Source organism: Candidatus Binataceae bacterium, from assembly GCA_035508495.1.
Classification (GTDB): domain Bacteria; phylum Desulfobacterota; class Binatia; order Binatales; family Binataceae; genus JASHPB01.
This window is the reverse complement of the sequence record DATJMX010000001.1, coordinates 116,258-137,891: the sequence shown is the minus strand read 5'-3', so window position 1 is coordinate 137,891 and position 21,634 is coordinate 116,258. Positions and strand designations below refer to the sequence as shown.

General features: G+C 59.3%; 15 protein-coding genes. 2 read left to right on the top strand and 13 right to left on the bottom strand.

Annotation, left to right across the window (positions count from 1 at the left end):
• Window positions 1-18 precede the first annotated feature (18 nt).
• Window positions 19-1,920 (bottom strand): PAS domain S-box protein, encoded by a 1,902-nt coding sequence (locus VMA09_00610; GenBank protein ID HUA32077.1) that lies wholly within the window; start codon window positions 1,918-1,920, stop codon window positions 19-21.
• A gap of 161 nt (window positions 1,921-2,081) precedes the next feature.
• Window positions 2,082-3,248 (bottom strand): hypothetical protein, encoded by a 1,167-nt coding sequence (locus tag VMA09_00605; GenBank protein ID HUA32076.1) that lies wholly within the window; start codon window positions 3,246-3,248, stop codon window positions 2,082-2,084.
• Between the two features lie 201 nt (window positions 3,249-3,449).
• On the opposite strand from VMA09_00605, the gene VMA09_00600 reads away from it, so the two are divergent.
• Together VMA09_00600 and VMA09_00595 are read left to right on the top strand one after the other, a co-directional pair.
• Window positions 3,450-4,205: an SDR family oxidoreductase gene (locus VMA09_00600; GenBank protein ID HUA32075.1), complete on the top strand. Its 756-nt coding sequence runs from the start codon at window positions 3,450-3,452 to the stop codon at window positions 4,203-4,205.
• 366 nt (window positions 4,206-4,571) lie between these two features.
• Window positions 4,572-8,822 (top strand): G8 domain-containing protein, encoded by a 4,251-nt coding sequence (locus tag VMA09_00595; protein HUA32074.1) that lies wholly within the window; start codon window positions 4,572-4,574, stop codon window positions 8,820-8,822.
• A 103-nt stretch (window positions 8,823-8,925) separates the two neighbouring features.
• Here VMA09_00595 and VMA09_00590 read toward each other — a convergent pair whose 3' ends face one another.
• The 11 genes from VMA09_00590 to VMA09_00540 form a co-directional block, all read right to left on the bottom strand.
• Window positions 8,926-10,044 (bottom strand): hypothetical protein, encoded by a 1,119-nt coding sequence (locus VMA09_00590; protein HUA32073.1) that lies wholly within the window; start codon window positions 10,042-10,044, stop codon window positions 8,926-8,928.
• 10 nt (window positions 10,045-10,054) lie between these two features.
• Window positions 10,055-11,200: a hypothetical protein gene (locus VMA09_00585; protein ID HUA32072.1), complete on the bottom strand. Its 1,146-nt coding sequence runs from the start codon at window positions 11,198-11,200 to the stop codon at window positions 10,055-10,057.
• A gap of 18 nt (window positions 11,201-11,218) precedes the next feature.
• Window positions 11,219-11,659 carry a hypothetical protein gene (locus tag VMA09_00580; GenBank protein HUA32071.1) on the bottom strand — a complete coding sequence of 147 codons (441 nt, stop codon included), beginning with the start codon at window positions 11,657-11,659 and terminating at the stop codon, window positions 11,219-11,221.
• A gap of 120 nt (window positions 11,660-11,779) precedes the next feature.
• Window positions 11,780-12,877, bottom strand: coding sequence for a thioredoxin domain-containing protein (locus tag VMA09_00575; GenBank protein ID HUA32070.1), 1,098 nt, complete (start codon window positions 12,875-12,877; stop codon window positions 11,780-11,782).
• Between the two features lie 110 nt (window positions 12,878-12,987).
• A complete protein-coding gene (locus VMA09_00570) occupies window positions 12,988-14,622 on the bottom strand; it encodes an alpha/beta fold hydrolase (GenBank protein ID HUA32069.1) in 1,635 nt (544 codons plus the stop codon).
• A gap of 63 nt (window positions 14,623-14,685) precedes the next feature.
• On the bottom strand, window positions 14,686-15,828 hold the full coding sequence (locus VMA09_00565) for an amidohydrolase family protein (protein ID HUA32068.1): 1,143 nt from the start codon (window positions 15,826-15,828) through the stop codon (window positions 14,686-14,688).
• A 375-nt stretch (window positions 15,829-16,203) separates the two neighbouring features.
• Complete coding sequence (locus VMA09_00560; GenBank protein ID HUA32067.1) at window positions 16,204-17,871, bottom strand: putative transporter; 1,668 nt, start codon at window positions 17,869-17,871, stop codon at window positions 16,204-16,206.
• A gap of 171 nt (window positions 17,872-18,042) precedes the next feature.
• Window positions 18,043-18,873 carry an SDR family oxidoreductase gene (locus tag VMA09_00555; GenBank protein HUA32066.1) on the bottom strand — a complete coding sequence of 277 codons (831 nt, stop codon included), beginning with the start codon at window positions 18,871-18,873 and terminating at the stop codon, window positions 18,043-18,045.
• A gap of 567 nt (window positions 18,874-19,440) precedes the next feature.
• A complete protein-coding gene (locus VMA09_00550; GenBank protein ID HUA32065.1) occupies window positions 19,441-19,953 on the bottom strand; it encodes a pentapeptide repeat-containing protein in 513 nt (170 codons plus the stop codon).
• Between the two features lie 103 nt (window positions 19,954-20,056).
• Entirely contained in the window at window positions 20,057-20,326 is a 270-nt protein-coding gene (locus VMA09_00545) for a PqqD family protein (GenBank protein HUA32064.1), read from the bottom strand.
• A 30-nt stretch (window positions 20,327-20,356) separates the two neighbouring features.
• Window positions 20,357-21,613 (bottom strand): glycosyltransferase, encoded by a 1,257-nt coding sequence (locus tag VMA09_00540; GenBank protein HUA32063.1) that lies wholly within the window; start codon window positions 21,611-21,613, stop codon window positions 20,357-20,359.
• Between the last annotated feature and the right edge of the window lie 21 nt (window positions 21,614-21,634).

The following is a 21,634-nucleotide window of genomic DNA, read 5'->3' as shown; positions in this document are numbered from 1 at the left end:
TACAGCGAAGGTTTCAGCTCAGCTGTATCGCAAAACCTGGTCGATGCGCTCGAGGTTGATGGGCTTTGCGAGTACGTCTACAACCAATTTGCGGCGCGGATCGCCTTGCGGGACTTCATTAGCCCATCCGCTCAGCATGAACAACCGGGCTGGAATTTTCAGGTCGGAAATCTTCTCGGCAACCTCCCAGCCGTTCATATCAGGCATCCCGATATCGCAGATGATCGCATCGAACTGGACACCCGAGCGCAGCAACTCCAGCGCATCCTGGCCGCCCGACGCGATCGACACCGCGTAGCCACGATACTCGAGCGCGTCTTTCATGCTGTCGAGATTGTCATGATCGTCATCGATGACAAGGACGCGCATTGCGCCAACCGGCGGCTCACGCGTAAAAATGGCGCGCTCGCTCGGATAATCACGAGCGACAGGAAAGATCAACATAAATACGGCGCCGCCGCCGATCCGGTTACTAGCGCCGATACTGCCGCCAGTTCGCGCCATCACGCTGGCGGCAAATGAAAGTCCAAGCCCGCTTCTTGGCTTGGGCTTGGTGGTGAAAAACGGCTCAAATATTTTATCCAGACTGTCGGTCGGAATTCCCGTCCCGCGATCGGCGATCGCGACCTCGATTTGCCCCTGATTGATCTCCGCACTCACTTCGACCATGCCGCCGTCGGGCATCGAGTCGTGCGCATTGGTGAACAGATTCGTAAAAATCTGCTCGACATCGGAGCCGAGCCCGAGGACCGGCGGCAAATCCGCATGCACCTGCGACAAATCGATAGTGACCCCTCGTTGAGTAAAGGTCGAACGGGCAGCCTCGGCTGCCTCCTGGATGACGCGGTTCAAACCGAGCGGCTGAAGCTGCGGCTCGCGGTGCGACCTGACGAATGTCTGCAGACGCGCTACGCTGGCCGCGGCGCGCGCCAGCAGTTCGCTCAGCTTGTCGATTTGAGGCCGCGAGGGCGCATTCGCATTTTCCCTGATCGTCCACAGCCGCAGGGAAATGGCGTTGAGCGTATTATTGAGATCATGGGCGAGGGCGGACGAAAGCTGCGCGATGGACCCGAGCCTTTCCTGCCGGATCAGCTCCTCGCGCATCCGCTTCAGCTCGTCTTCGGCCTCGATCCGCGAGGTAATGTCGAACGACACGCAGCCGATCAAGGTTTGTCCGTCGATCCGGATCGGAAATTTGCTAACCAGGAAGTGGCGGGTTGAGCCCGAGCTCGTGAGGCTTTCGGTCTGGACCAAGGGGGCGTTAGTCGCCAGCACGATCTGGTTGCCCTGGAGCATGACGCGAGCAGTTTCGGGCTCGAAGAGCTCCTCGGGGCTTTTGCCTACGAATCCGCCGGCCGGCAAACGCAGTTCGCGTTGAAAGTGCCGATTGGCAAACTGGAAGCGGCCATTTGAGTCCGCGATCCAGTGAAAGCCTGGAAAATTTTCTGAGAAGGCACGGAAGCGCTCTTCGTTCTCGCGCAGTTCCTGCTCGGCGCGCTTCTGCTCGCTGATATCCTGCGTGATTTTAATGAAGCCGCGCAGGACGTGATTTTCATCGTAGTTCGCGCTGAGAACCACCCGCGCCCAGAAGCGGGTGCCATCTTTGCGCATCCGCAAACCCGTGTCTTCGACGCGCCCCTCGGTCTTGGCGCGGCGCATCACCTCCGCGGGCCATCCGCGCGCGATATCCTCCGGGGTGTAGAAAATCGACCAGGGTTTGCCGATGACTTCATCAGCGGTGTAACCCTTTATTCGCTCTGCCCCGATGTTCCAGCTCGTGACCAGACCGGCCGAGTCGAGGGTAAAGATGGCATAATCGCGGACGTTCTCGACGAACAGACCGAGCAAGGCGCGCGCGGAATCGGGCGCCCCGCCAGCGGGCCCCCCTGCCGGCGGGGAGTCAGAACGCTCGGGTTTCATTCTCCAAGGTCCGCCTTAAGCCGATCGGTGGTGAAACCTGCGCTGCGAAGGTGCATCTGCCTGATTAACATGCTCTCGTCCGAGCCTAATAGTCCCACATAGCCAACACAAGTTTGGTCGGCGGAGAACTGCCGCAGGGGCAGGCAAAGTTCGCGTTTATTTCAGACGAAGCTGCGGACTTCGGGCCGGCGCATCTTCCACAGAAAACCGTCCATGTGGAAATGCACCAGCGATTCGAATACCGCGTAATAGAAATACCACCGAGCGCCGCTCAGACCGAGGAATGAAACAGGATCTGCATCGACGAAAAACTTGTAGCCCCACAGCACCTGGAAGAATCCAATCGCCACGAACGCTGCCGTGAAGAGGAAGTACCAGGAGAGCGAATGCGAGAGCAGCCGCTGCATCACTGGCGGTGCTTGCCGCGGCCGATTGTAGAATCGCCGCTGGAACGCCCAGACGAAGACCATGTACTCAACGGCATGGCTGAAGGCGAAGGCGATAACCGCATTCATTGGATTCGCCCAGAAGAGCGCGGTCGAGATCAGCGTCGTTCCGATCGCAGCCGAGAGCCGTGCGCGATTGCGAAGTCGCTGCGTGCGCCATTCATGATACAGCCAGAGTCCAACTCCACCCGCCGCGATCAATATACTTGGTATCAGGAGAAGCGTTTCGTACTTCTCCATGAATGCGACTACCGCGGAGAGCACGTCATAGAGGTCGGTGCCATAATCGAGAAGTTGCTCTTTGTTTTTTGGGACCGCGTAAGTGAAGTAGAGCGGAATCCAACAAAGTAGAAAGTACTTATCAACCCATCCTGGCGTCTTCGTTGCGGCCGCGGGTTCTTTGGCCAGATACAGCCGCAGAATGCCGAACTTCTGCATGTAGGTATGCCAGATATTCCAAAGCAGCGAGAAGGTCACAATTCCAATCAGTATCCGGCTCAGCAGCGAGCCGCGATCCTCATGGATCACGAACAACGGCGTCGCGGCAAAGAGCGCGATGCACAACAAAGGAAACCAGGTCAGCTGCCGCTGGTATTGGCGAAATACACTGCCGTCGAGGTAGGCATACGGCAATCCGTAATGGCGATGCGCGAGGTTCGCGCCCATCATTACGGCGTAAACATAGAACCGCAGGTCGTCCCAACCGGTTAGCAGAAACGGAATCAATAGCCAGATCCAACTGAAGTGATACGCGGCCATGTCGATCGCGGGCGACGTATGCCACACGCGGCTGGGCTGGCTGGGATCGGGAGGGAGAACGAAGCGCCGCCAGAAGCTTGGCTGAAATTGCTCCGCGGTTAGCGCTTGAACATTGGCTGCCATGGAAACGATGGCGCCCCGACCGTCATCCAATGTGCCACAAGGCTCTGCGATAGCAAACAGCGCGGCGCGAAATCCGGAGTCTCGGCTCCATAATGGATTTGCCTGACTTCCGTTTTTCCGGATTTGGCAAAAGAAAACGAGCCCCAGACCTGGCTCAGGGTGCGATCGTGGGACTCCAATGATCTACGAGGAGGCGAAGGCATGAAGATCGTGATTATCGGCGGCACCGGACTTATCGGCTCGAAGACCGCCCCTATCCTGCGTCAACGCGGTCACGAGGTCATCGCGGCCTCGCCCAAAAACGGCGTCAACACCGTTACCGGCGCGGGACTCAAAGAAGCCTTGGCTAGCGCGCGAGTGGTGATTGATCTTGCCAATTCGCCTTCATTTCAAGACAAGGCGGTGCTGGAATTTTTTGAGACTTCAGGCCGCAACCTTCATCCGGCGGAGGCCGCAGCAGGCGTCCAGCACCATGTCGCGCTCTCGATTGTCGGCACTGACCGGACGCCGGACAATGGCTACTTCCGGGCGAAGGTCGCCCAGGAAAGACTGCTAAAGGCGTCCGCCATCCCCTACACGATCATCCGCTCGACCCAGTTCATGGAATTCCTCGGCGGCATCGCGGATTCAGGCGCCGATGGAAACAAAGTCAGAATATCGCCCGGCTTGTTCCAGCCTATCGCGGCGGACGATGTTGCTCCGATCGTTGCGGATGTTGCGCTCGCAGCCCCGCGAAACGGCATCGTCGAGATCGCCGGCCCGGAACGAGCGCCATTCAACGAAGTTATCGCCCGCTATCTGAAGGCAGTCTGCGATCCGCGGGAGGTGGTGTGCGATCCCGAGGCTCGCTACTTCGGCGGTCTGGTCGAGGAGCGCTCGCTGATACCGCTCGGCGAAGCGCGGCTCGGTCGCATCTCTCTCGACGAATGGCTCCGGCGGTCAAAGGCTCGCGCCTAGTCCCGCCATCCGCCTCTCGTCCTCGCGAACCCGGATGAAAGACAAAAGTGGCGGCGGCTGGTGTTGCCCAAGGATCGCCAACGGATCGGTGACTAGCTTCCAGCAGCGTTTGGTGGACCGGCGGGCGGTTGATAAAACACGCCCGCTACTAGTGATTGCTGCTGACGAAAGGTCACCGAGAACGACTAAATCGTAGCCAGACACGGCCATTTTCGCTATACCAGCGAATTGGCAACAGAATTCAAAGTAGAAACCCCGGATCACACAAAGCTCTGGATAGCACAGAGCATCGATTTGGCCACGTCTTGAGGCGGTATAAATATGCTGCGATTACGCTCGTGTGTCCCTGGATTGAAATTGGTCTGGATGCTCGCGTTGCTCGCGATTCCGGCTGGAGCAGGCGCGGCGACTGACTGCGATCTTTCCAGCTACACCAAGCTCTCGACCATCACGGCCTGCCTCGGAGCGGGCAGCTCATGCACGATCAGCACGCCAGTTTATGTCGATACCAACTTTACGCGGGTGAGCGGTAGCCAGCCGCTGGGTGCGATCACGATCAGCAGCGGCGGGGCCCTGGCTTTTCCGAACGCCAGCAGGCGAGTGGAGGTTGGCAACATAATCGTCAATGGCGGAACGCTGCAGGTCGGCGCAACCTCTTGTCCGATTAGCGAGGCCAATCTTACCGAGCTGGATTTCTACGGAACCAACCCAGGAACTTTAACCTGCGGTGCTAACAGCGCCGACAACGCCTCGCTTTTCAACAAGGGCATCTGCTTCGTTTCAGGAACGTTATCGATCGTCGGCGCCAAGGGTATCGAATCGACCACTACAACCAATAGGCAACTGACCACCGGCCTCGAGGGATTGAATGGCATACTGTCAACCGTCCTGGGCGGCACGGCGGCCAATCCTGGAACCAGCTGGACTTATCTGCGTTGTCCTGCGGGGCCGACCAACACCTATGGCGCCGGAAATGGCCTCGCAGCCCCAGTGCAGGGCAGCACTGCGCAATGTCCAGGCAGCGCGACGACGCTCGCAATCCAGGGGAAATCGGGCTGGGCTCAGAATGATTGGATCGTCGTGGGAGGCACTGGCTATGCGGACGACGAGGCCGAGTTTGTCCAAATCGCGCTGATCAGCACCGGCGTTGATGGGAACGACACCATCATGCTGAAGACTCCACTAGTTCATTATCATTTCGGCGGCGCAGCGCCATCCGCAGCCACTGGCAGATGCGTCGCGGGCGATGGCAAGACAGTGGAGCCGGCCGCGTTCTGTGCGAATGCGACCTTCAATTACGGCGTTGATGAACGGGCCGAGGTCGGCTTGATTTCCCGCACCGTGCTGTTGAGCGGTCGCCAAGCGTGGGAGGCGAGAGCCCGCTACGAAGCAGGGGCGACGATCGTCGAGACTGCCAGCACCGGCCAAACGGCTCAGACCTTCCTGTTCCAGGCGACGGCGGGCACTTCCGGCACGGCAATACCGAGCTTTCCGACAACCGTGGGTGGAACAGTCAGTGACGGCTCGGTGGTCTGGACCAATAAGGGCAACACGGGAGTGGCCGGCGATATCCACTGGGGCGGCGAAATCCGCCTGCTGCCGGGGGCGGCAGCAGCCAATTCGGTGAAAATCGAAGGGGCTGAATTCGAGGAATTTGGCAAGGACCAGCTCAGTTCATATCCAATTCATTTCCACATGTTAGGCAAGGTACCTCCGGTGGCTCAGGGCGGCCCGCTAGTCGCCTACAACAGTATTCATCACAGCTACAACAAGTGCATCACGGTCCACATGAGCGATGGGGTTGCAATTACGGGCAACGTTTGTGCGCGAATCGTGGGCCATATGTTCTACCTGGAGTCGGGGCAAGAGACCGCCAATACGTTTACAGACAACCTTGGCCTCGGCGCGATGAATAACGCCTTGGCGATTTCCAATTCCGAAAAGCCCCTGTTTTGGAGCGGGGACAACCTGGCGTCGAATTCGTTGCGACCGCTCAGCTATGACGAATTCAATATTCCTTACACCGAAGATCCTTCGGTGCCGCACAACGGTCCGTCCTCTGGTTTCTGGATCAGTAACGCAAATAATAGCTTTAGCGGCAATTCGATCGGCGGATGCCAAGGCAGCGGGGTCGGCTACTGGTACGAGGAAAGTACCTTTAGCCAGTTCCAGCCCTTTGGCACTTTTAACAACAATCGGACTCATGGGTGCCAATACGGGTTGCTGACGGTTGATGACCTCGGCAATGTGGTCAACGGCTCGACCTATCCCAAGGTTAATCCGACACCACATCAAGGCGGCACCGTCGGTGGTGCCGATCTGCTCGCGTTTATTAACGGAATTACTGCCACGCGCATCCGCGATCGGGGCATCTGGGTCCGACCGGGCTGGTACCACGTCCAGAACGCGCGGCTGGCGGGCAACCGTGACGCGCTTTCCATGGTCACTGGCGGTGGTCCAGAGGGAATCGCGCCCGGGGTCTGGGGTCTAACCAGCGACTCGGTGATCGTCGGCATCAGCCAGAATAATCCCGATCGCTTCGGACCTAGTCAGTGCTTTAACCCCAAGCCCCAAGGTGGACAGGAAACTGGGTGCGTGACCGAACCCTATCTACCAACGAATCCCGCGGCGAATAAAGGCTATCCATCCCCGAACTGGAATCTTGGCGGGGTTATGTTCTACGACGGACCGGCCCGGCTGAAGAATATTCGCTTCGTCAACTTCAAGCAGAATCCCTTAACTGAACTTACCAAGGCGGACCAATCCAACCTGAGTAACTACAATTCGGCCGTACCAAATAACTACAAAGGCTTCGCGATCTATGAAGGCGATGCCGCGATCGCCTGGTTCCAATCCAATGTCAATGTTTATCCGCCGACGCAAAGCAGCGAAGGGTTGTCCTGGGATAATGTCGACTTCAAGCACCAGGTATATACCCAGCAAGTGAACCTCGCGAACTTCGTCGATGGTGACAAGAATACTGCTGTCCTTGACCGTGACGGGACTCTCGCCGGCTATGGAGTAATCGACCCGTCAGGCCATAGCTTGGCCGCACAAGGGCGTTATCCAATATCGCTCAACAATTTGCCGGTGAACTCGGTGACTGATCAACTGGTGACCGGCGCGACGCCGCCGGACTCGGCCGACGAATGCCATGCTGAGGGCCTGCAGGACGCGGTCACCACCCCGTCCGGGGGCAGCAAAACCGGCGAAGGCCGCCAGACCGCGATGATGTCGGCGGGCTCCTATGCCACGCTGGAAGTGACCGATCTCAAAGGCAACCTGCAGAGTAATGGCACCGCCGGATTTCTCAACGACGATTTGGTAACGCTGACCAAGGATGAAATCGATTACCCGGGCGTGGACCTCACTGACCAGACAACCTACGAATGGGGTCCGCACGCTGGGACTCCAGTAACCCAGGATTGTGCGATCGGCCACGGCTGCATGATCCTCACGGGGCGTAACCAGCAAGGTGCCTATGAGCCAAAAGTCGAAAGTGGCTTGGGCTATACGTTGGCCAGCGCCAACGGCTTCCCTGGGTTTATAAATTCGACCAGCAGCAGTACACCTGCGAGCCCCTACATTTCGATAGGCTTCACCGATGCGGTGCTGCCGGTCAATTCCGCGGGCACCCATTCACCTTTTTCGATTCGGATGGGAGTCTGCTTTGAAGACAAAGCCGGGCATCATCCCGCAGGGCTCAGTTCGTTCCAGGTGCTGCAGGGACGGAAATCCTATGGCTCTCCAACTGGCAATCCTTCGACTTTGACTGCCGATTGGGCCGATCTCTCGAAGGCCAATGAGTCGGGCCTTCCCGCACTGTCCCGCTACTGTGGACAGCTCGACAATACCTATTTCGGAGTGGCCCCGGTCTTTTACCCGAACATCGATCCCGACGCCGGATGCCCGGCCGCGGAGCCAAGCGGTTCAGGCCAACCGGGCCAGGGCTCAGTAATCACCTTAACCGGAGTACAGATAACTTCGCCCTCGGACATGCCGGCGACGCTTGACCCGACGAAATTCTATTACGATGCGTCCAGCGGGATGCTCTTTCTCCAGATTGAGCAGACTGAGTTGAATGCGCAGGGCGGATCGCCGATCGGAAACTGCACGATCAATCCTAAAGATCCAGCCTGCCCGACCAACGAGCATTTCTATCCATGCCCGAAGAACGGCTGCTCGCTCTATACGATTCGCATCACAGACGGCAGCTATGTTCCCGACTCGGCTTCGGGATGCTCGCCTTACGATCCAACCACTGGTAACACGATTTACAATCACGGCACCTGGGATGCCTATCCATCGGGATTGGACCAATTGGCTTACATTGTTCCGTCCGATGCGGTGAATGATCCGACCCGGGGTAACAATCTTGATCCGAATACCAAGAATGGCGAGGCTGCCCTGATAACGCCCGTTTCCCCCAATCTGGTAAATGGGGACAACTATCCCTACAACGGATTCGGCGCGAACGGAGCACCATGGTGTCCGGAGAATCGGTCGTTGACGTCGTTGGCGGTCGCCGCGAATAGCCATCCTCACCGTCATCACCATAGACGGCGCGTGGCAACGCACGGCCACCCTCAGGGGCCACAGCCGCTGGCGCGCAACTAGCCTTCGGGCAGAAACTGCCCCTCACTGCGATGAATCTAGATTGAAAGACAAAAGGCGCCGAGCATTCGACGCCTTTTGTCTTCAAGGTTTTATCCGGCCTCGATTATGCGGGACCTTCGATTCGATCGACGACCTGCGGAAGCCGGCTGCGCTTGGAATGGCCCTTGAGGCCCGCGGCCGAAATTCGCTCGAGGTACTCCTGCACCGCGAGGCGGATGAACTTCATCACCGCGATACGTCCTGCCCTGACCTGCGCCGCGTCGAGGCCGCCGCCGGAAATGATGATCAGCGGTTCCAGCACTTCGGGGCATCCGAGGATCGCGAGGATCACGTGCTCTTCGTCCTCGATGTATTGCTCCATCGCGGGGATTTCGAGCGGCCGGTGATACACATAGTAGCGGAGTTGGCCCGAGCCGTAGGAAACCTGCCGCGCCGTATCCTGCATCGCGTAACGCATGATCCTGTGATCGACGTTGCTAGGCGCAAAAGCGGCGACCTGACGACAGATCGAGAGCAGAATTCCTCCCAGCGCCAGGTTTATCGACACCGAACCCTGCGGATACAGATCGGCCCACAACCATTCCTTGAGGCCCTGCTCTGCCGAGACGCTGGCGCGCTTGAGGCCCGAGCCGCCATAAAGCGCGCGCTTGCGGAAGACTTCGAACAGCCGCGATGCGTCGAGCATCTGCGCGCACATCCAGCTTTTGAGCTCGAGGAAATCCTGGTTGATGAGCGGGACCCATCGCGACGGAAAATCGAGCGTGACCGACGTGCACTCCTGCAGAAATGTGTAAATCTGCGCGCACGCCGCTTCCATCTCGGGCGCGAGCGGCTTCTGCGCCAGCTCCGTCCATGGGATATCGGTGGCCGGCACCCAGCGCCGCGCCTTAGCTTCCTCATAGAGCGCCGCGACATTGTCGGACCATACGTCGGACTTGCGGTTCACGACGTAGCCCATGTCGGGCAGCTTGCCGACTTTCTCGCTGCCGCGCGAAACCATCGATTGGCTGGTACGCACGTTTTCGGGAATCGCGCTGAAGCCGTAGCTGCCGAGATCGAGATCGGTGTACGTCAGTCCGCGCTTGTGATCCGCGGGCTTGCCCTTCACCTTCTCGGTCTTGGCGTCGTACCATTCGAGGCCGAGCTGCCCCTGCATCACCCGGTTGGCGGCTTCGAGGACGGTGGCGTCCTCGGTGTAATCCTTGTCTGCGTAAAATGCCACGCGCTAATACCTAGTTCAGTTTGATTCCGGCTGCTTCCGCGGCCGCGACGCCCATTTGATACATGTTGAAAAGCTTGGAGCGCTCGCGCCGCTCGGGCATCCCGCACTTGTCGAGGCGCTCGAAATGCTCCTGCATCTGCTTCAAGTTGAACATCGTGGTGATCTTGATGCCTTCCTCGATGTTCTCCTTCTTGAGGCCACCGCCGGCGAGGATGATGAACGACTCGGTCAGTTCGGTCGCCGCAGCGCCGGCAAACGAGATGTTCTCGGCTTCATCGAGATGCGCGTGCAGGACTTCGCGCTTTTCGGGGAAGTGCTCGAGTACGTACTTGAAGTGCTGCATGCCGTAGCCGACGTGGCGCGCTTCATCCTGCATCACGAGGCGGAAGATGCGCTTGTCGACATCGGTCGGCGACAGGTACTCGCTGAAACGGAACATCGTGAGCACGTTGCCCTCGGCAACGAGATGCAGCGCGACTGACATTTCGCTGAACGAATCGGCGTCGCGCAGATGCTTCAGCGCCATCTCGTTCATCGGGCTCGCCTGCATCAGGCCCCATCCCGTCGTCAGCGCGCGCTTGCGGAAAACCTCGGCGTGACGCGCCTCGTCCATCGCCTGCGCGGCGATAAAGGAGCGGACCTCGATAAAATCGGGATTGAGACGCGGCAGCCACATCGCGGGCGTATCGGTCGCAATCATCTCGACTTCGGTCAGGAAGGTCATGAGCTGCGACAGAGCCTTACCGATGTTCTCAGGCAGCTCCGCGCCTTCGAGGCGATCCCACGGGATGTCGGTGGTCGCGTTCCACTGACGACTGACGGCTTCTTCGTAATAACTCTCAGTGTTGAAAGCCCATAGCTCGCTCTTGCGCGATACCCACGGCTGCGCATCGGGCACGCCATCGGGAATCTCGGCACCGCGGGGCGCATATGAGCGATTGCGGCGCAGCTTCTCAGGAATATCGGTATAGCCGTAGGTGCCGAGATCGAGATCGCGATAGGTCAGGCCGCGGCGCGGATTCGCCTCCTTGGGCTGCACCTTCTCGGTCGCGGCATTCATCCACGACAGGTCGAGCTCGCCCGACTTGATCGTGTACAGCCACTTGTCGATGAAGTTCTTGTCCTCGAGATAATTATTGGTCGCCAGATATGCCATCGGTCCGCGCCTCCGCGCTTAGTTGAACGTGACGTCGACCTTGCTCGAGAGGTCGAAGAACTCCTGGATCGATTCCATGAAACGATAGAGCTTGTCGTGACCGTCGGGATCGTCGTAGCGGATTTTGAGCCGCTCGCCGAAGTGGGTCAGCGTGTTGATGTCGTGGCTCGAATCGGCCTGGCCGTTGCGCTTGATGTTCTCGATCATCTCGCGCCACACGGGAGCGTCGCCCTCGATCTGAAAATCAACGTGCTTGAGATCGACCGTCGGAACCTCGCGCACATTCTTCAGATCGAAAACCTCGAACTCGAGGATGAAGTTGCGGATCGAGCCGTTGGCACCGACCGAGATCGCGAAGGTCGTGTCGATATAGCCGAGGCGCTTGAACTTCTCGGCCTGCGCCTCCATCTGGGTTTTGAGCTGAGTGAAATAGTCAGTCGATGGAAAAGTGATCGCCATTGCTTCCGAAGTCCTCGAATGGGTGAGACACGCGTGCCTGAACCAATCGAAATGTTACGTGCAAAGCCCGAGTTTAATCAAGCTGAACGACTGTTTCGATCGGACACATCCGCAGTGAAATCAATGCGCCGATGCCTGTTTCTGGTCCTTCGATGCCAGCTCGTCGTCGATAATCTCGGCGAAGCTCGGCAGCGGCTGCGCGCCGACCAGCGAGCGGCCGTCGATGAAGAACGCGGGCGTCCCGTCGACTCCGAGCTTGTTGCCCTGCGCCATGTCGGCCTCGATATCCTTCTTATACTTGCCGGAGTCGAAGCACGCATCGAACTGCTTGGTATTGAGCCCGAGCTGCTTCGCCGTGGCCTTCAGATCGGCGGGCGCGAGCTTGCCCTGGTTGGCAAAGAGCGCGTCGCGATACGGCCAGAATTTGCCCTGCGCATTGGCGCATCGCGCGGCCTCGGCCGCATCGAGCGCGTGGGCATGAAACGACAGCGGGTAGTCCATGTGCACCAGGCGGACCTTGTCGCCGTACTTCTGCTGAATCTGCTTGACGGTGTCTTCGCTGCGCTTGCAGAACGGGCACTGGAAGTCGGTGAACTCGACGATCGTCACCGGCGCATCGGCGGAACCCATCGACGGATGCCCCGCGAAGTTCACGGTGACGCGCGTGGGCGCGAGCAGGATCTTGATCGGCGTCTGCTTGCGCAGGCGCTCCAGCAGCGCGTCGCGATTCATGTCGGCGATCAGCTCGTCCTTGATCTGCGCGAAGGGTGGAGTGCCGGCTTGCTTGTGACCATCGTAGAACTTCTGCGCCTGCGCCTCGGTGACGCCGTCCTTACCGGTGAACTGCTTCTTCAGGTAATCGTTGACCGAGAGCTGGTCCTTCTTGGCGGCCTGCTCGAGCAGATACTGATCGGCCATCGCCTGCAGCGTCTGCTTTTTCATCTCCTCGGAGCGCTGCTCGATCATGCGCTCGACTTGCTGTTCGTATTGCGCGCGGAGCGCCGCGACTTCCGGCTTGAGTTTATCGTCGAGCTGCTGCTCGGTAATCGGATGGTCGCCCACGGTTGCAACGACTTTCGATCCTGCCGCGCTTGAACTCTCGGCGCGCGCGACCGATGCGGTCAGGGCAACGGCGAACGCGACGCCGACTAGGCCCGCAACGCTATGGATCAAGAGCGCCGAAATCGCTCGGCGCGAATTGTTGGTGAGAGAAACCATCCGCTCTATTCTGCCTCCTTGAGCAGGTCGCATCCGGCAAAGACTAGCATGCGCAAGTATGCTTGTCGCGCTTAAAGAAAAGGCTGCGGCTGGAGCGGCAGGCTCGGTTCTTACTGCTCGATGAAAGAGGAAACTTTGGCGATGACTTCGGGCGCGACGTAGCTGGGGACCATGTATTCGTTGGGACCTGGCTTGCCGGTGCCCGCGATGAAGAGGTGATTCAACCCGGGCAGTTCGTCGATCCTGACGTTGGGCGTACTCGCAAGGCCTTTGCGCCAAACGTCGATATCCTCGTCCACGATTTGAAAATCGCGCGTCCCGTGAAGAATCAGGATCGGCTTGCCGAGCTTGCGCGCGTAGCCAACCTCGTCTCGCGAGTCGAGATCATAGAAATACCCCGCAGTCTCATGCATCCCCGGCACGGGCTGGTTCGGCGCCAGCGCCTTGGCCTTGATCAGGCGCGCGCTCTCGTCCGCTTGCGGGATTCCTTGCGGCGACACCCACGGGTATCGAGCCTGGCGAGCGATTATGTCCTCGAGAGGAAGTCCGGGAGGGGCGAGCATGATCGCGCCGGCAGCCTTGGCCCGGAACGCGATCTCTGGCGCGAGCAGTGCGCCCAGACTGTGACCGACAACGAACACGCGGGCAGGATTGACTTGCGGTTGATGCTTGAGGAGCGCCACCGCCGCAACCGCATCATCGATCACTTCGGTCTGGACGGTACCCTTTAACAGTTCGGGATGTACCCTGGACCGCTTGTCGTACCGCAAAACCGCGATTCCGCTCGAGCTGAGCCCTTCGGCGATGTCAAGAAACGGATGATTCGCTTCTAAATTCTCGTCGCGATCGTTGGGCCCTGATCCATGCACGAGCACTGCGCCCGGAAACGGCCCATTGCCATTCGGAATGGTAAGCGTACCGCCCAGCGCCGCGCCGCCGCCATCTACTTCCACTTCGCGCGCAGTAAAAGCGGCTGCGCGGATATACGACGGAGGTTTGGAACTAGCCGCCGCCTCCGATTGCGCATCGACGAAGTATAGCCCGCTGATCTCACCCAACGAGTCGATCGCGATCTTCAAGGCAAAGGCTTTCGACTTGTTCGCAAAATCGACATTGACCACCCGCACCGCGATTCCGCCGTTATCGGCGCTCCGAGCAATCCGCCACGCTTTGAGATCGCCCAGCGAGCCGGTTCGCTCCTTCCATGCTTGCTCGAAAGCGGCCGGACCGAAGAGCGATTTCATCTGCGAGTCGAAATGCGCCTCGGCGGCATCGAAGTTCTCCTGCTGCAGCGCCTTGAGCATCTCGTTGACGCGGTCGTCGGCGAGCTTTTTGGATTCCGCGGCCGCCTCGGGCGACGCCTTGGCCGCGACGAAGTAAATCCCCGAGACGTTGCCGAGGCCGTCAACCGCAATTTGCGCCGCCAATCCACTCGGACGCTCGAAAGTGAGGTTTACGATCCGGACTTGCTCACCCTGCGCGCTCGCGCGATCGGTTATCTCGAACGATTTCAATTGCCCGAAAGCCGCAGTCTCCTGCTGCCACGCTGACTGGATTTGCGGCATCGCCGCCCGCATCCTGTCGCTGCTGACCTTCGACGCCGCGTCGAAGTCGTTGTGCTGCAGTGCGGTGAGAAATTTCGTCGCGCTCTGATCGGCCAGATCGGCGCTGGCCGCGCCCCCGAGTGCAAGCAACGATGTAAGAACGACTGTCGCGAGAGCGAGACCGCGAATCGCGCTCTTCATGCGCCTTTCCCCCGTCAGACTGTTAGCACGAATCGACTAACAGTCCAATAGCAGGAGCGCAACTCAGTCTAGCACGAGGTCGTGGAAGTTCGACCTGAAAAAACGCTCCTTGGTAGAATCCGGATGGGCTTCGAGGCTCGCCTCGAAACGTCCCAGCGGATCGCGGCCGCCCTCGGCGTGCGGATAGTCGGTCGAGAACATGTAGAGGCGATCGCTCGATTGCTCAATCAGCTCGCCGACATCCTCGAAAGGATACGGCGTGAACCGGAGCTGATCGTCCATTTGCTCGGAGGGCTGCCGCTTCATCTCGCGCAGATGCGGCTCGGGCTTGGCCCACACCGCGACGATCTGGTCGAGCCTCCTGCGCATCGAGGGCACCCATCCCGCGCCCAGCTCGACGCATCCGCCGCGCAGCGCCGGGAAGCGCTCCAGCACGCCGTCGAGAATCAGCACCGAGATGAAGCGCTCCGCCGAATGGAAGATGCAGGTCATGTCCTTGGAGCCGACGACCTCGGCGCCGCCGCGCGCCGTCTTGCGATTGAAGCCGTCGTTCATGAATTCAGCATCGATCGACAGCTTGCTGCTGCCGACGTGCAGCACGAACGACGCGCGCGCCTCGGCCAGCCGCGCCCAGATCGGATCGTGATCCTTGTGCCCCGGCGAGCGGCCGGGCGCATCCGACGGCATCATGAAGAGACGCGTACCCTCAGCCAGCGCCTGGTCGAGTTCAGTCGCCGAGCGCGCGGGATCGTCAAGAATGAGCACCCCTACTCCCACGAGGCGCGGCTCGTCGGCGACGAAGGCGCGCATCGCACGATTGAAGGCGCGCACCGCGCCGTAGCGAACCTCGCGATCGGTGCATCCGAAAAGCACGGCCGCCGCGAACGATGAAAAAACGATCTGGCGATCGATTCCCAGCAGGTCGAGCACCTGGCCGCGCTCGGCACAGTTGAAGGCGCCAAGCGCCTCGTACCATTTCGGGCCGCGCAGGATCTGATCACCAAGCGCGCGTCGCTCCGCAACGACTTCCGGCGGATGACATCGCGCGGCACCCTCCTGCGGCAATCCGGCAAGCGTCGCGTCGAGCGTGCCGACGGGCAGGAGCCGCGGCATCCGCTCGCGAATCGCGGGGTCAGCGTAGGCGGTGAGAAAATCCGGCAGCTCCATGATGTGACTGTCGGCGTCTGAGAGTCCTCGGCGTGGCATGAGACCTGATTAGCGCCGACCCAGTGCAGAGAGCAAGCCGCTCGCGATCAATCGTGGTCCGCGTTATTCGCGCTAAGAGCGCTAATAGATCGTCTACCTTGTATTGAGACGTGCGTCCTCTTCGGAGATGCAGAGTGATTTCTCCCACATACGGACCGGTCCAGGATTGTCCATCCCACGCGTGATGCGCTCGAATTTCCTTGCGAAGTCGAGATGCCGATTGAGCGTCTGATTACATTGTTCATCGATCGCGAAAACGGGAGCTTCACGTCGGGCCAAGACGAGCCCGGAATTGCGCGAGGCATAATGAGGCACCAGCCTAACATCGCAAGGGTCGCTGCGTGTTTTCCGTTCATAACTAGTTGTTATCGCCCATTAACTCATGTGCCAGAGAATGCCCAGGATGATCTGCGGCGTGAGGATGCGCAAGGCCATCGTCAGGGGATACACCGAGGCGTATGCAGTTGATTGCGCTTGCGATTCGCCGAGCGCGTTGGCGAAGGCGAGCGCGGGAGGATCGGTCATGCTGCCTGAGAGGACTCCGCACAGTGTCAGGTAGTTCAGCTTGAGGATAGTGCGGGCGGCGATGCCTGCGATGCAGATCGGAACGACGGTGATGATCGCGGCGGTGCCCATCCATAGCAGTCCGTCGCCGTTCACTACCGTTGCGACAAAGCTCTTGCCCGCATCGATTCCCACGCAGGCCATGAAAATCGAGACGCCGAAGTCGCGAATCGTGTTGATAGTGTCGGGCGACATGTTCCACCTGAGCGGACCGATTGTTCCGATTCGCGAAAGTATAATCGCCGCGACGATCGGACCGCCAGCCAGCCCTAGCGAGAGCGGCACCGGAACGCCAGGAATCGAAATTGGCATGCCTCCCAGCAGCACACCGAGCGCGATGCCGATGAAGATCGGAATGATCTGAGTATTCTCGAGCGCGCTGGTCTGATTGCCGAGCAGTTGCTCAACCTGTTGCAGTTGATCGTCCTCGCCAACGCAGGTCAGGTAGTCGCCGAAGTGCAGCTTCGTATCGGCCGTCGGACTCAACTCCAGCCCGGTGCGATTGAGCCTGGTAATAGTCACTCCGTGAAGCTCACGAATATGCAGATCGGCGATACGGCGGCCAAATATATTTCGCTGCGTCACGAGCATGTCGCGGGCGCGGAGCGGACTCTCCATTTCGTTGAGCCTGAGATTCGATTCGACACCGAACGATGCGCACAGATTTTCGAGCTGCGGCCGCGGCCCGATACATAGAATCGTATCACCAATCTCGAAGATGTCGCTCGGCGCCGCGACATGCTGCCGTCCCTGGTGCAGCACGCGGCTTATCACCACGCCCTGCAAGACGGGGAGCTGCGCCAGGCAGATTCCCGCAATCGCCGAATTCCGAATCTCGATACACATTCGCTCAAGCGGCAGATGGTCGCCCGACTGCTGGCGTTTGAATCGCTCCGCTTCCGCATCGACATCGACGCGAAGAAGTGAACGCAAAATGCCAATTGCCAGCAGGACGCCGACGATCCCGAACGGATAAGCGATCGCGCAGGAAAGACCGGTCTTCGCGATACGGTCCGGTCCGGCGTGCAGCACTTGCAGCATCTGCTGCGCGGCGGCCAGCGACGGAGTATTCGTGGTCGCACCCGATAAAAGGCCGGCAACGATCTCGAGCGGCAGGCCGACTATGTAATGGATCGCGACGGCCGTCAGCGCCCCCATCACGACGATCGAAACCGCGATCAGATTGAGTATCGCGCCGTCGGTCTGGAACGCGGCGAAGAATCCCGGCCCGACTCTGATCCCGATTGCATAGACATAGAGAATCAGGCCGAAGTCGCGCTCAAATCCGAGCAGCTCGGAATTCACCCTGAATCCAAAGTGGCCGAGCGCGATTCCGGCGAACAGCGGCCCCGCTATCCCGAGTTGAACCGGGCCGAACTTTATCTGCCCGAAGCCCAGGCCAAGGAATGAAACCAGGGCGACAACGATAACCGCGTTGGCGATATGCTCGCCGCTGAAGAACAGACCGTAAAACCACATGACGCCCCCCGCCCATGTGAATCCGAAGACGATGCTTCAAAAAAGGTTGGCGAGGCGTGGGTGATCGGTCAATTGCGGCGGCGTGATGTGCCGACCAATGCCTAACGTCGATTGCGGCAGCGCATCGGCGGGCTGTGCGCGCTGCATCGCGGTGGCGAAAACGCTCGCGCGCTAGCGCTGGAACGATGGACCCGAGTAGCCGGCGGACAGTTGCTGATCCACGCCGCCCAACGAGAACGGAGTGCCGGCGGTGAACCCGCCATCAACTACCATCGCGGCGCCGGTGACCCAGTTCGCCTCGTCGCTCGCGAGGAACATCGCCATGTTGGCGATATCCTCGGCCTGTCCCGCTCGCTGAAGAGGCTGGGCCTTGCCGAGCATCGGATCGAGCGTCTCTTTGCCGCCAGGAATTCCGCCGTGAACGAGAGGCGTACTGATAACGCCCGGGCAGATGCAATTGACCCGGATTTTATCCTTGCCCAGCTCGATCGCAGCCGTGCGGGTGAGATTGATCACCGCGGCCTTGGATGCGCTATAGGCGTGAAGGCGGAAGCTGCCCGACAAACCGGCGATCGAGGCGGTGGAGATAATCGATCCGCCGCCTGCGGCGCGCATCGGCGCCGCGGAATGCTTGATACCAAAGAAGACGGCCTTGAGCAGAATCGCGAAGGTCTTGTCCCATTCGGCTTCGGTGGTGGTTTCGATCGAGCCGGTCGCGCCGATGACGCCGGCGTTGTTGTAAGTGATATCGAGGCGTCCGTACTCGCGGACGGCGCGATCAATGAGCGACTTGATGTCCTGCTCGCTGGTAACGTCGGTGCGCTGGTAAACGGCGCGTCCGCCGGCCGCGGCGATTTCGGACACGAGCAGCTCGCCGCCCTGCGAGTTGAGATCAGCGGCAACGATGGCCGCACCCTCGGCCGCAAAGCGAATGGCGCTCGCACGTCCAAGCCCGCTAGCCGCCCCAGTGATCACAGCAACTTTACCTTCAAGTTTACCCATCGAAATTCTCCCGCGCTCCAGCGTCTCACGTTAGCCTGATAGCCACGTCCCTACTATCAAATTGTCGGTCCGACGCGATAATGGAACCTCGGCGGCACCGGCCAGGCTCAGCCGCAACGAACATCAGTTGCCGAAGGATCGACTTCAGATCAACGCACACTTCCAATATTGTTTTTCATCACGCGAGAGTGGCGCAATGGCAGATACGCTGGACCTGGGACTCGTACTAGGACCGGCGCGATTTGCTTTAAGATCAGAAAAGGCCCGATTTCATTGACTTATGCGCGCGTGACGAAGACCCCATCGAGCACTTCGCGCACATCCGAACAAATAGAAACGCCAAAGTGGAGGCTCTCGAAATCGGGCCGCGACGCTCATTACAAACTGCCGCCGGGGGGGTCAAAAAACTGATTTTATTTGTCCAATCCGGGGACCGGCACCGAGAACTCAAGAGGCACGGCATCGAGCAAGGCAAGTACCTGCGTCATGCAAAAGCAATCACGACTTTGATCGAAGCAGCGGGTAGCTCGCGAGACCGTGAGCGCGAGATTTCTGTGATGGACTCCGTCAGAACAAAATTGCGCCCAGAAAATTCGCGCCATTGAGGTTCGCGCTCTTAAAGTTTGCCCCCTTGATGCTGGCGCCGGAAAGATTTGCGCCCGCCAGGTTCGCGCCAGTAAGGTTGGCGTTTCGCAGGATGGCTCCCGAGAGATTAGCCCCTGTCAGAACGGCGTACGATAGATCGGTATTCGTGAGATCAGCGCCTGCGAAGTTTGCGCCGTCGAATACCAGGCAGCTGAAGTCCTGATTCGACAAATCCGCTCCCGCAAAATCGCAATTGCTGAAGTTCTGCGGCTTTGCTTTCGGTGCCCTGCAATCAAGTATCTGATTCGAAACGTAGGAGCCGCAAACCTGGTTGGAAACTCCGCCCGAAGCCTCACCGACTCCGAGGCCGTTCATCGAAAACGAAGTGATCGCGGGCAGGACAAACGCGCTGCCTAAAATCAATTTCCGGAGGAAGGAGCGCCGGGATTCATCAAAGCTCTCAAAAAGCTTTTCCGGTATGTCGCCTTTTCCCACGATTCGATCCCCCTAGAGTTTGCGCCTTTGCGCGTACTATCTAGCGCGGGCGCGATATAGTTGCAATCCTTTACTTCTGCCATCGGAGCCCAATGCTCCAACCTCAGCTAATGAGTCCCTCCCTCTTCAATGCTGCAAGACAGTCGGCAACCTCCTCGATCGGTGCGGTGGGGAGATCGTAGGCAGTTCGCAGCAGTTCGGGCATATCCTCCTCAGCGTTACGCCCATTGCACATTTCTAAAATCAGCGCCGCGGTCTGATTCAGGTAATGGACCCGATCAAGGTCGGATTGATAGACGATATAGCCATCAGCGACAGCGTTGATCTCCAAACCTGGGATCGTTACCGGATTACGGCGCGAAGGCCCATCCATAGCCAAAACCTCCCGGCCAGAACGAGAAGATTACCTGCGGGATTGTATCGGCCTCACGGCTCGATTGCCCAGAGCCGCCTCCCATGCCCGCATTACTGCTGAAGATACCTCCCTTTGCGTGTAGCGTTGATTGAGCAGTTGGTACGCGCATTCGACCAGCCTGACTGACAACTCACCGTTCTCTTTCAAGCTCAAGCACGATCGGGCAAAAGATTGCGCATCGTCCGCGCACAGCACGTGTTCGCCATCGACGGCGTCTAAGCCCTCGATACCCAGAGTCGTAGTCACCACCGGAACTCGATGGCTGAAGGCCTCGAGTATCTTGATCCGTGTGCCGCCGCCGACGCGCAGCGGAACCACGACTACGTCGGTGTTCGCATAGACAGACGAAAGATCTTCAACGAATCCATGCACTCGGACCTCCGGGCAGCGAAGCACTGCACGCAACGGCGAAGCGTCACCGGTGCCCACCAGGTCGACGACGATCTCGCGCCGGGTCAACTCGCGCAAGGCAGGTAGAACCTCGCCGCACAAGTAAAGCGCCGCATCGACGTTAGGAAAGTAGCCAAAGGAACCGACGAAAAGCAGCCTGAGCGGGCCGGAGGCCAAGGACGCAGGCGAGACCGCCGCTTCTGTCAACGGGTAGCAGTTCGGGACAACCTCAATCTGCGCGTTTGGAAAACGCTTTACCATGCGCTGAGAGTCGACTTCGGAACTGACCAGGACGCGATCGAATCGCGGAATGTAAAGATTACCCAGAGCCGCGAACTTCCGCGATTCAGCGGCGGCTTCTTCGCCCGCGTCGTCCTTTCCTAGTTTCGACTGGAGATACGCGAGACGCTCATAAGTCTTCGAATCGTCATCATCGAGATCAATCACGCAGGCGCGAGCCTCCGAAGATTGGCGTAGGAATGGTTCCGCCAAGGCGGCAAGGTAGAGCCGCATCACATGCAAGCCGGCGACATCGAGCCGCCGGCCCGCCGCCAATAAGTCTAGTGCAAGCCCGCTGTGGCAGAAACGGCTGAGGTGGGGTTTCGGATAGGCGAGCCTCGCCCGATGACGCTCATCCGGATCAGAAACGCGATCGATCAACCCGAACAACGGGTCGAGATTCTTCACCAAGTCCAGGACTTCGACCGAGATCGTCAACCGCCGCACAAAATCGGAAGGGGAATCTGGCAGCCCGGCTACGGGCAAAACCCTCAGGTGTATGTCGAAGCGGCAGGCGAGGGCCTCAAGAATCGCGCCCGCACGCATAGCCAGGCCGTTGCCGGACTGTTTTGGCATGGTTGGGGTTACATAGAGAAG

Coding starts and splice junctions, on each gene's coding strand:
- VMA09_00610 (HUA32077.1), bottom strand. CDS start 1,920: ATGAAACCCGAGCGTTCTGACTCCCCGCCGGCAGGGGGGCCCGCTGGC.
- VMA09_00605 (HUA32076.1), bottom strand. CDS start 3,248: ATGGCAGCCAATGTTCAAGCGCTAACCGCGGAGCAATTTCAGCCAAGC.
- VMA09_00600 (HUA32075.1), top strand. CDS start 3,450: ATGAAGATCGTGATTATCGGCGGCACCGGACTTATCGGCTCGAAGACC.
- VMA09_00595 (HUA32074.1), top strand. CDS start 4,572: ATGCTCGCGTTGCTCGCGATTCCGGCTGGAGCAGGCGCGGCGACTGAC.
- VMA09_00585 (HUA32072.1), bottom strand. CDS start 11,200: ATGGCATATCTGGCGACCAATAATTATCTCGAGGACAAGAACTTCATC.
- VMA09_00580 (HUA32071.1), bottom strand. CDS start 11,659: ATGGCGATCACTTTTCCATCGACTGACTATTTCACTCAGCTCAAAACC.
- VMA09_00575 (HUA32070.1), bottom strand. CDS start 12,877: ATGGTTTCTCTCACCAACAATTCGCGCCGAGCGATTTCGGCGCTCTTG.
- VMA09_00570 (HUA32069.1), bottom strand. CDS start 14,622: ATGAAGAGCGCGATTCGCGGTCTCGCTCTCGCGACAGTCGTTCTTACA.
- VMA09_00565 (HUA32068.1), bottom strand. CDS start 15,828: ATGCCACGCCGAGGACTCTCAGACGCCGACAGTCACATCATGGAGCTG.
- VMA09_00560 (HUA32067.1), bottom strand. CDS start 17,871: ATGTGGTTTTACGGTCTGTTCTTCAGCGGCGAGCATATCGCCAACGCG.
- VMA09_00555 (HUA32066.1), bottom strand. CDS start 18,873: ATGGGTAAACTTGAAGGTAAAGTTGCTGTGATCACTGGGGCGGCTAGC.
- VMA09_00545 (HUA32064.1), bottom strand. CDS start 20,326: ATGGATGGGCCTTCGCGCCGTAATCCGGTAACGATCCCAGGTTTGGAG.
- VMA09_00540 (HUA32063.1), bottom strand. CDS start 21,613: ATGCCAAAACAGTCCGGCAACGGCCTGGCTATGCGTGCGGGCGCGATT.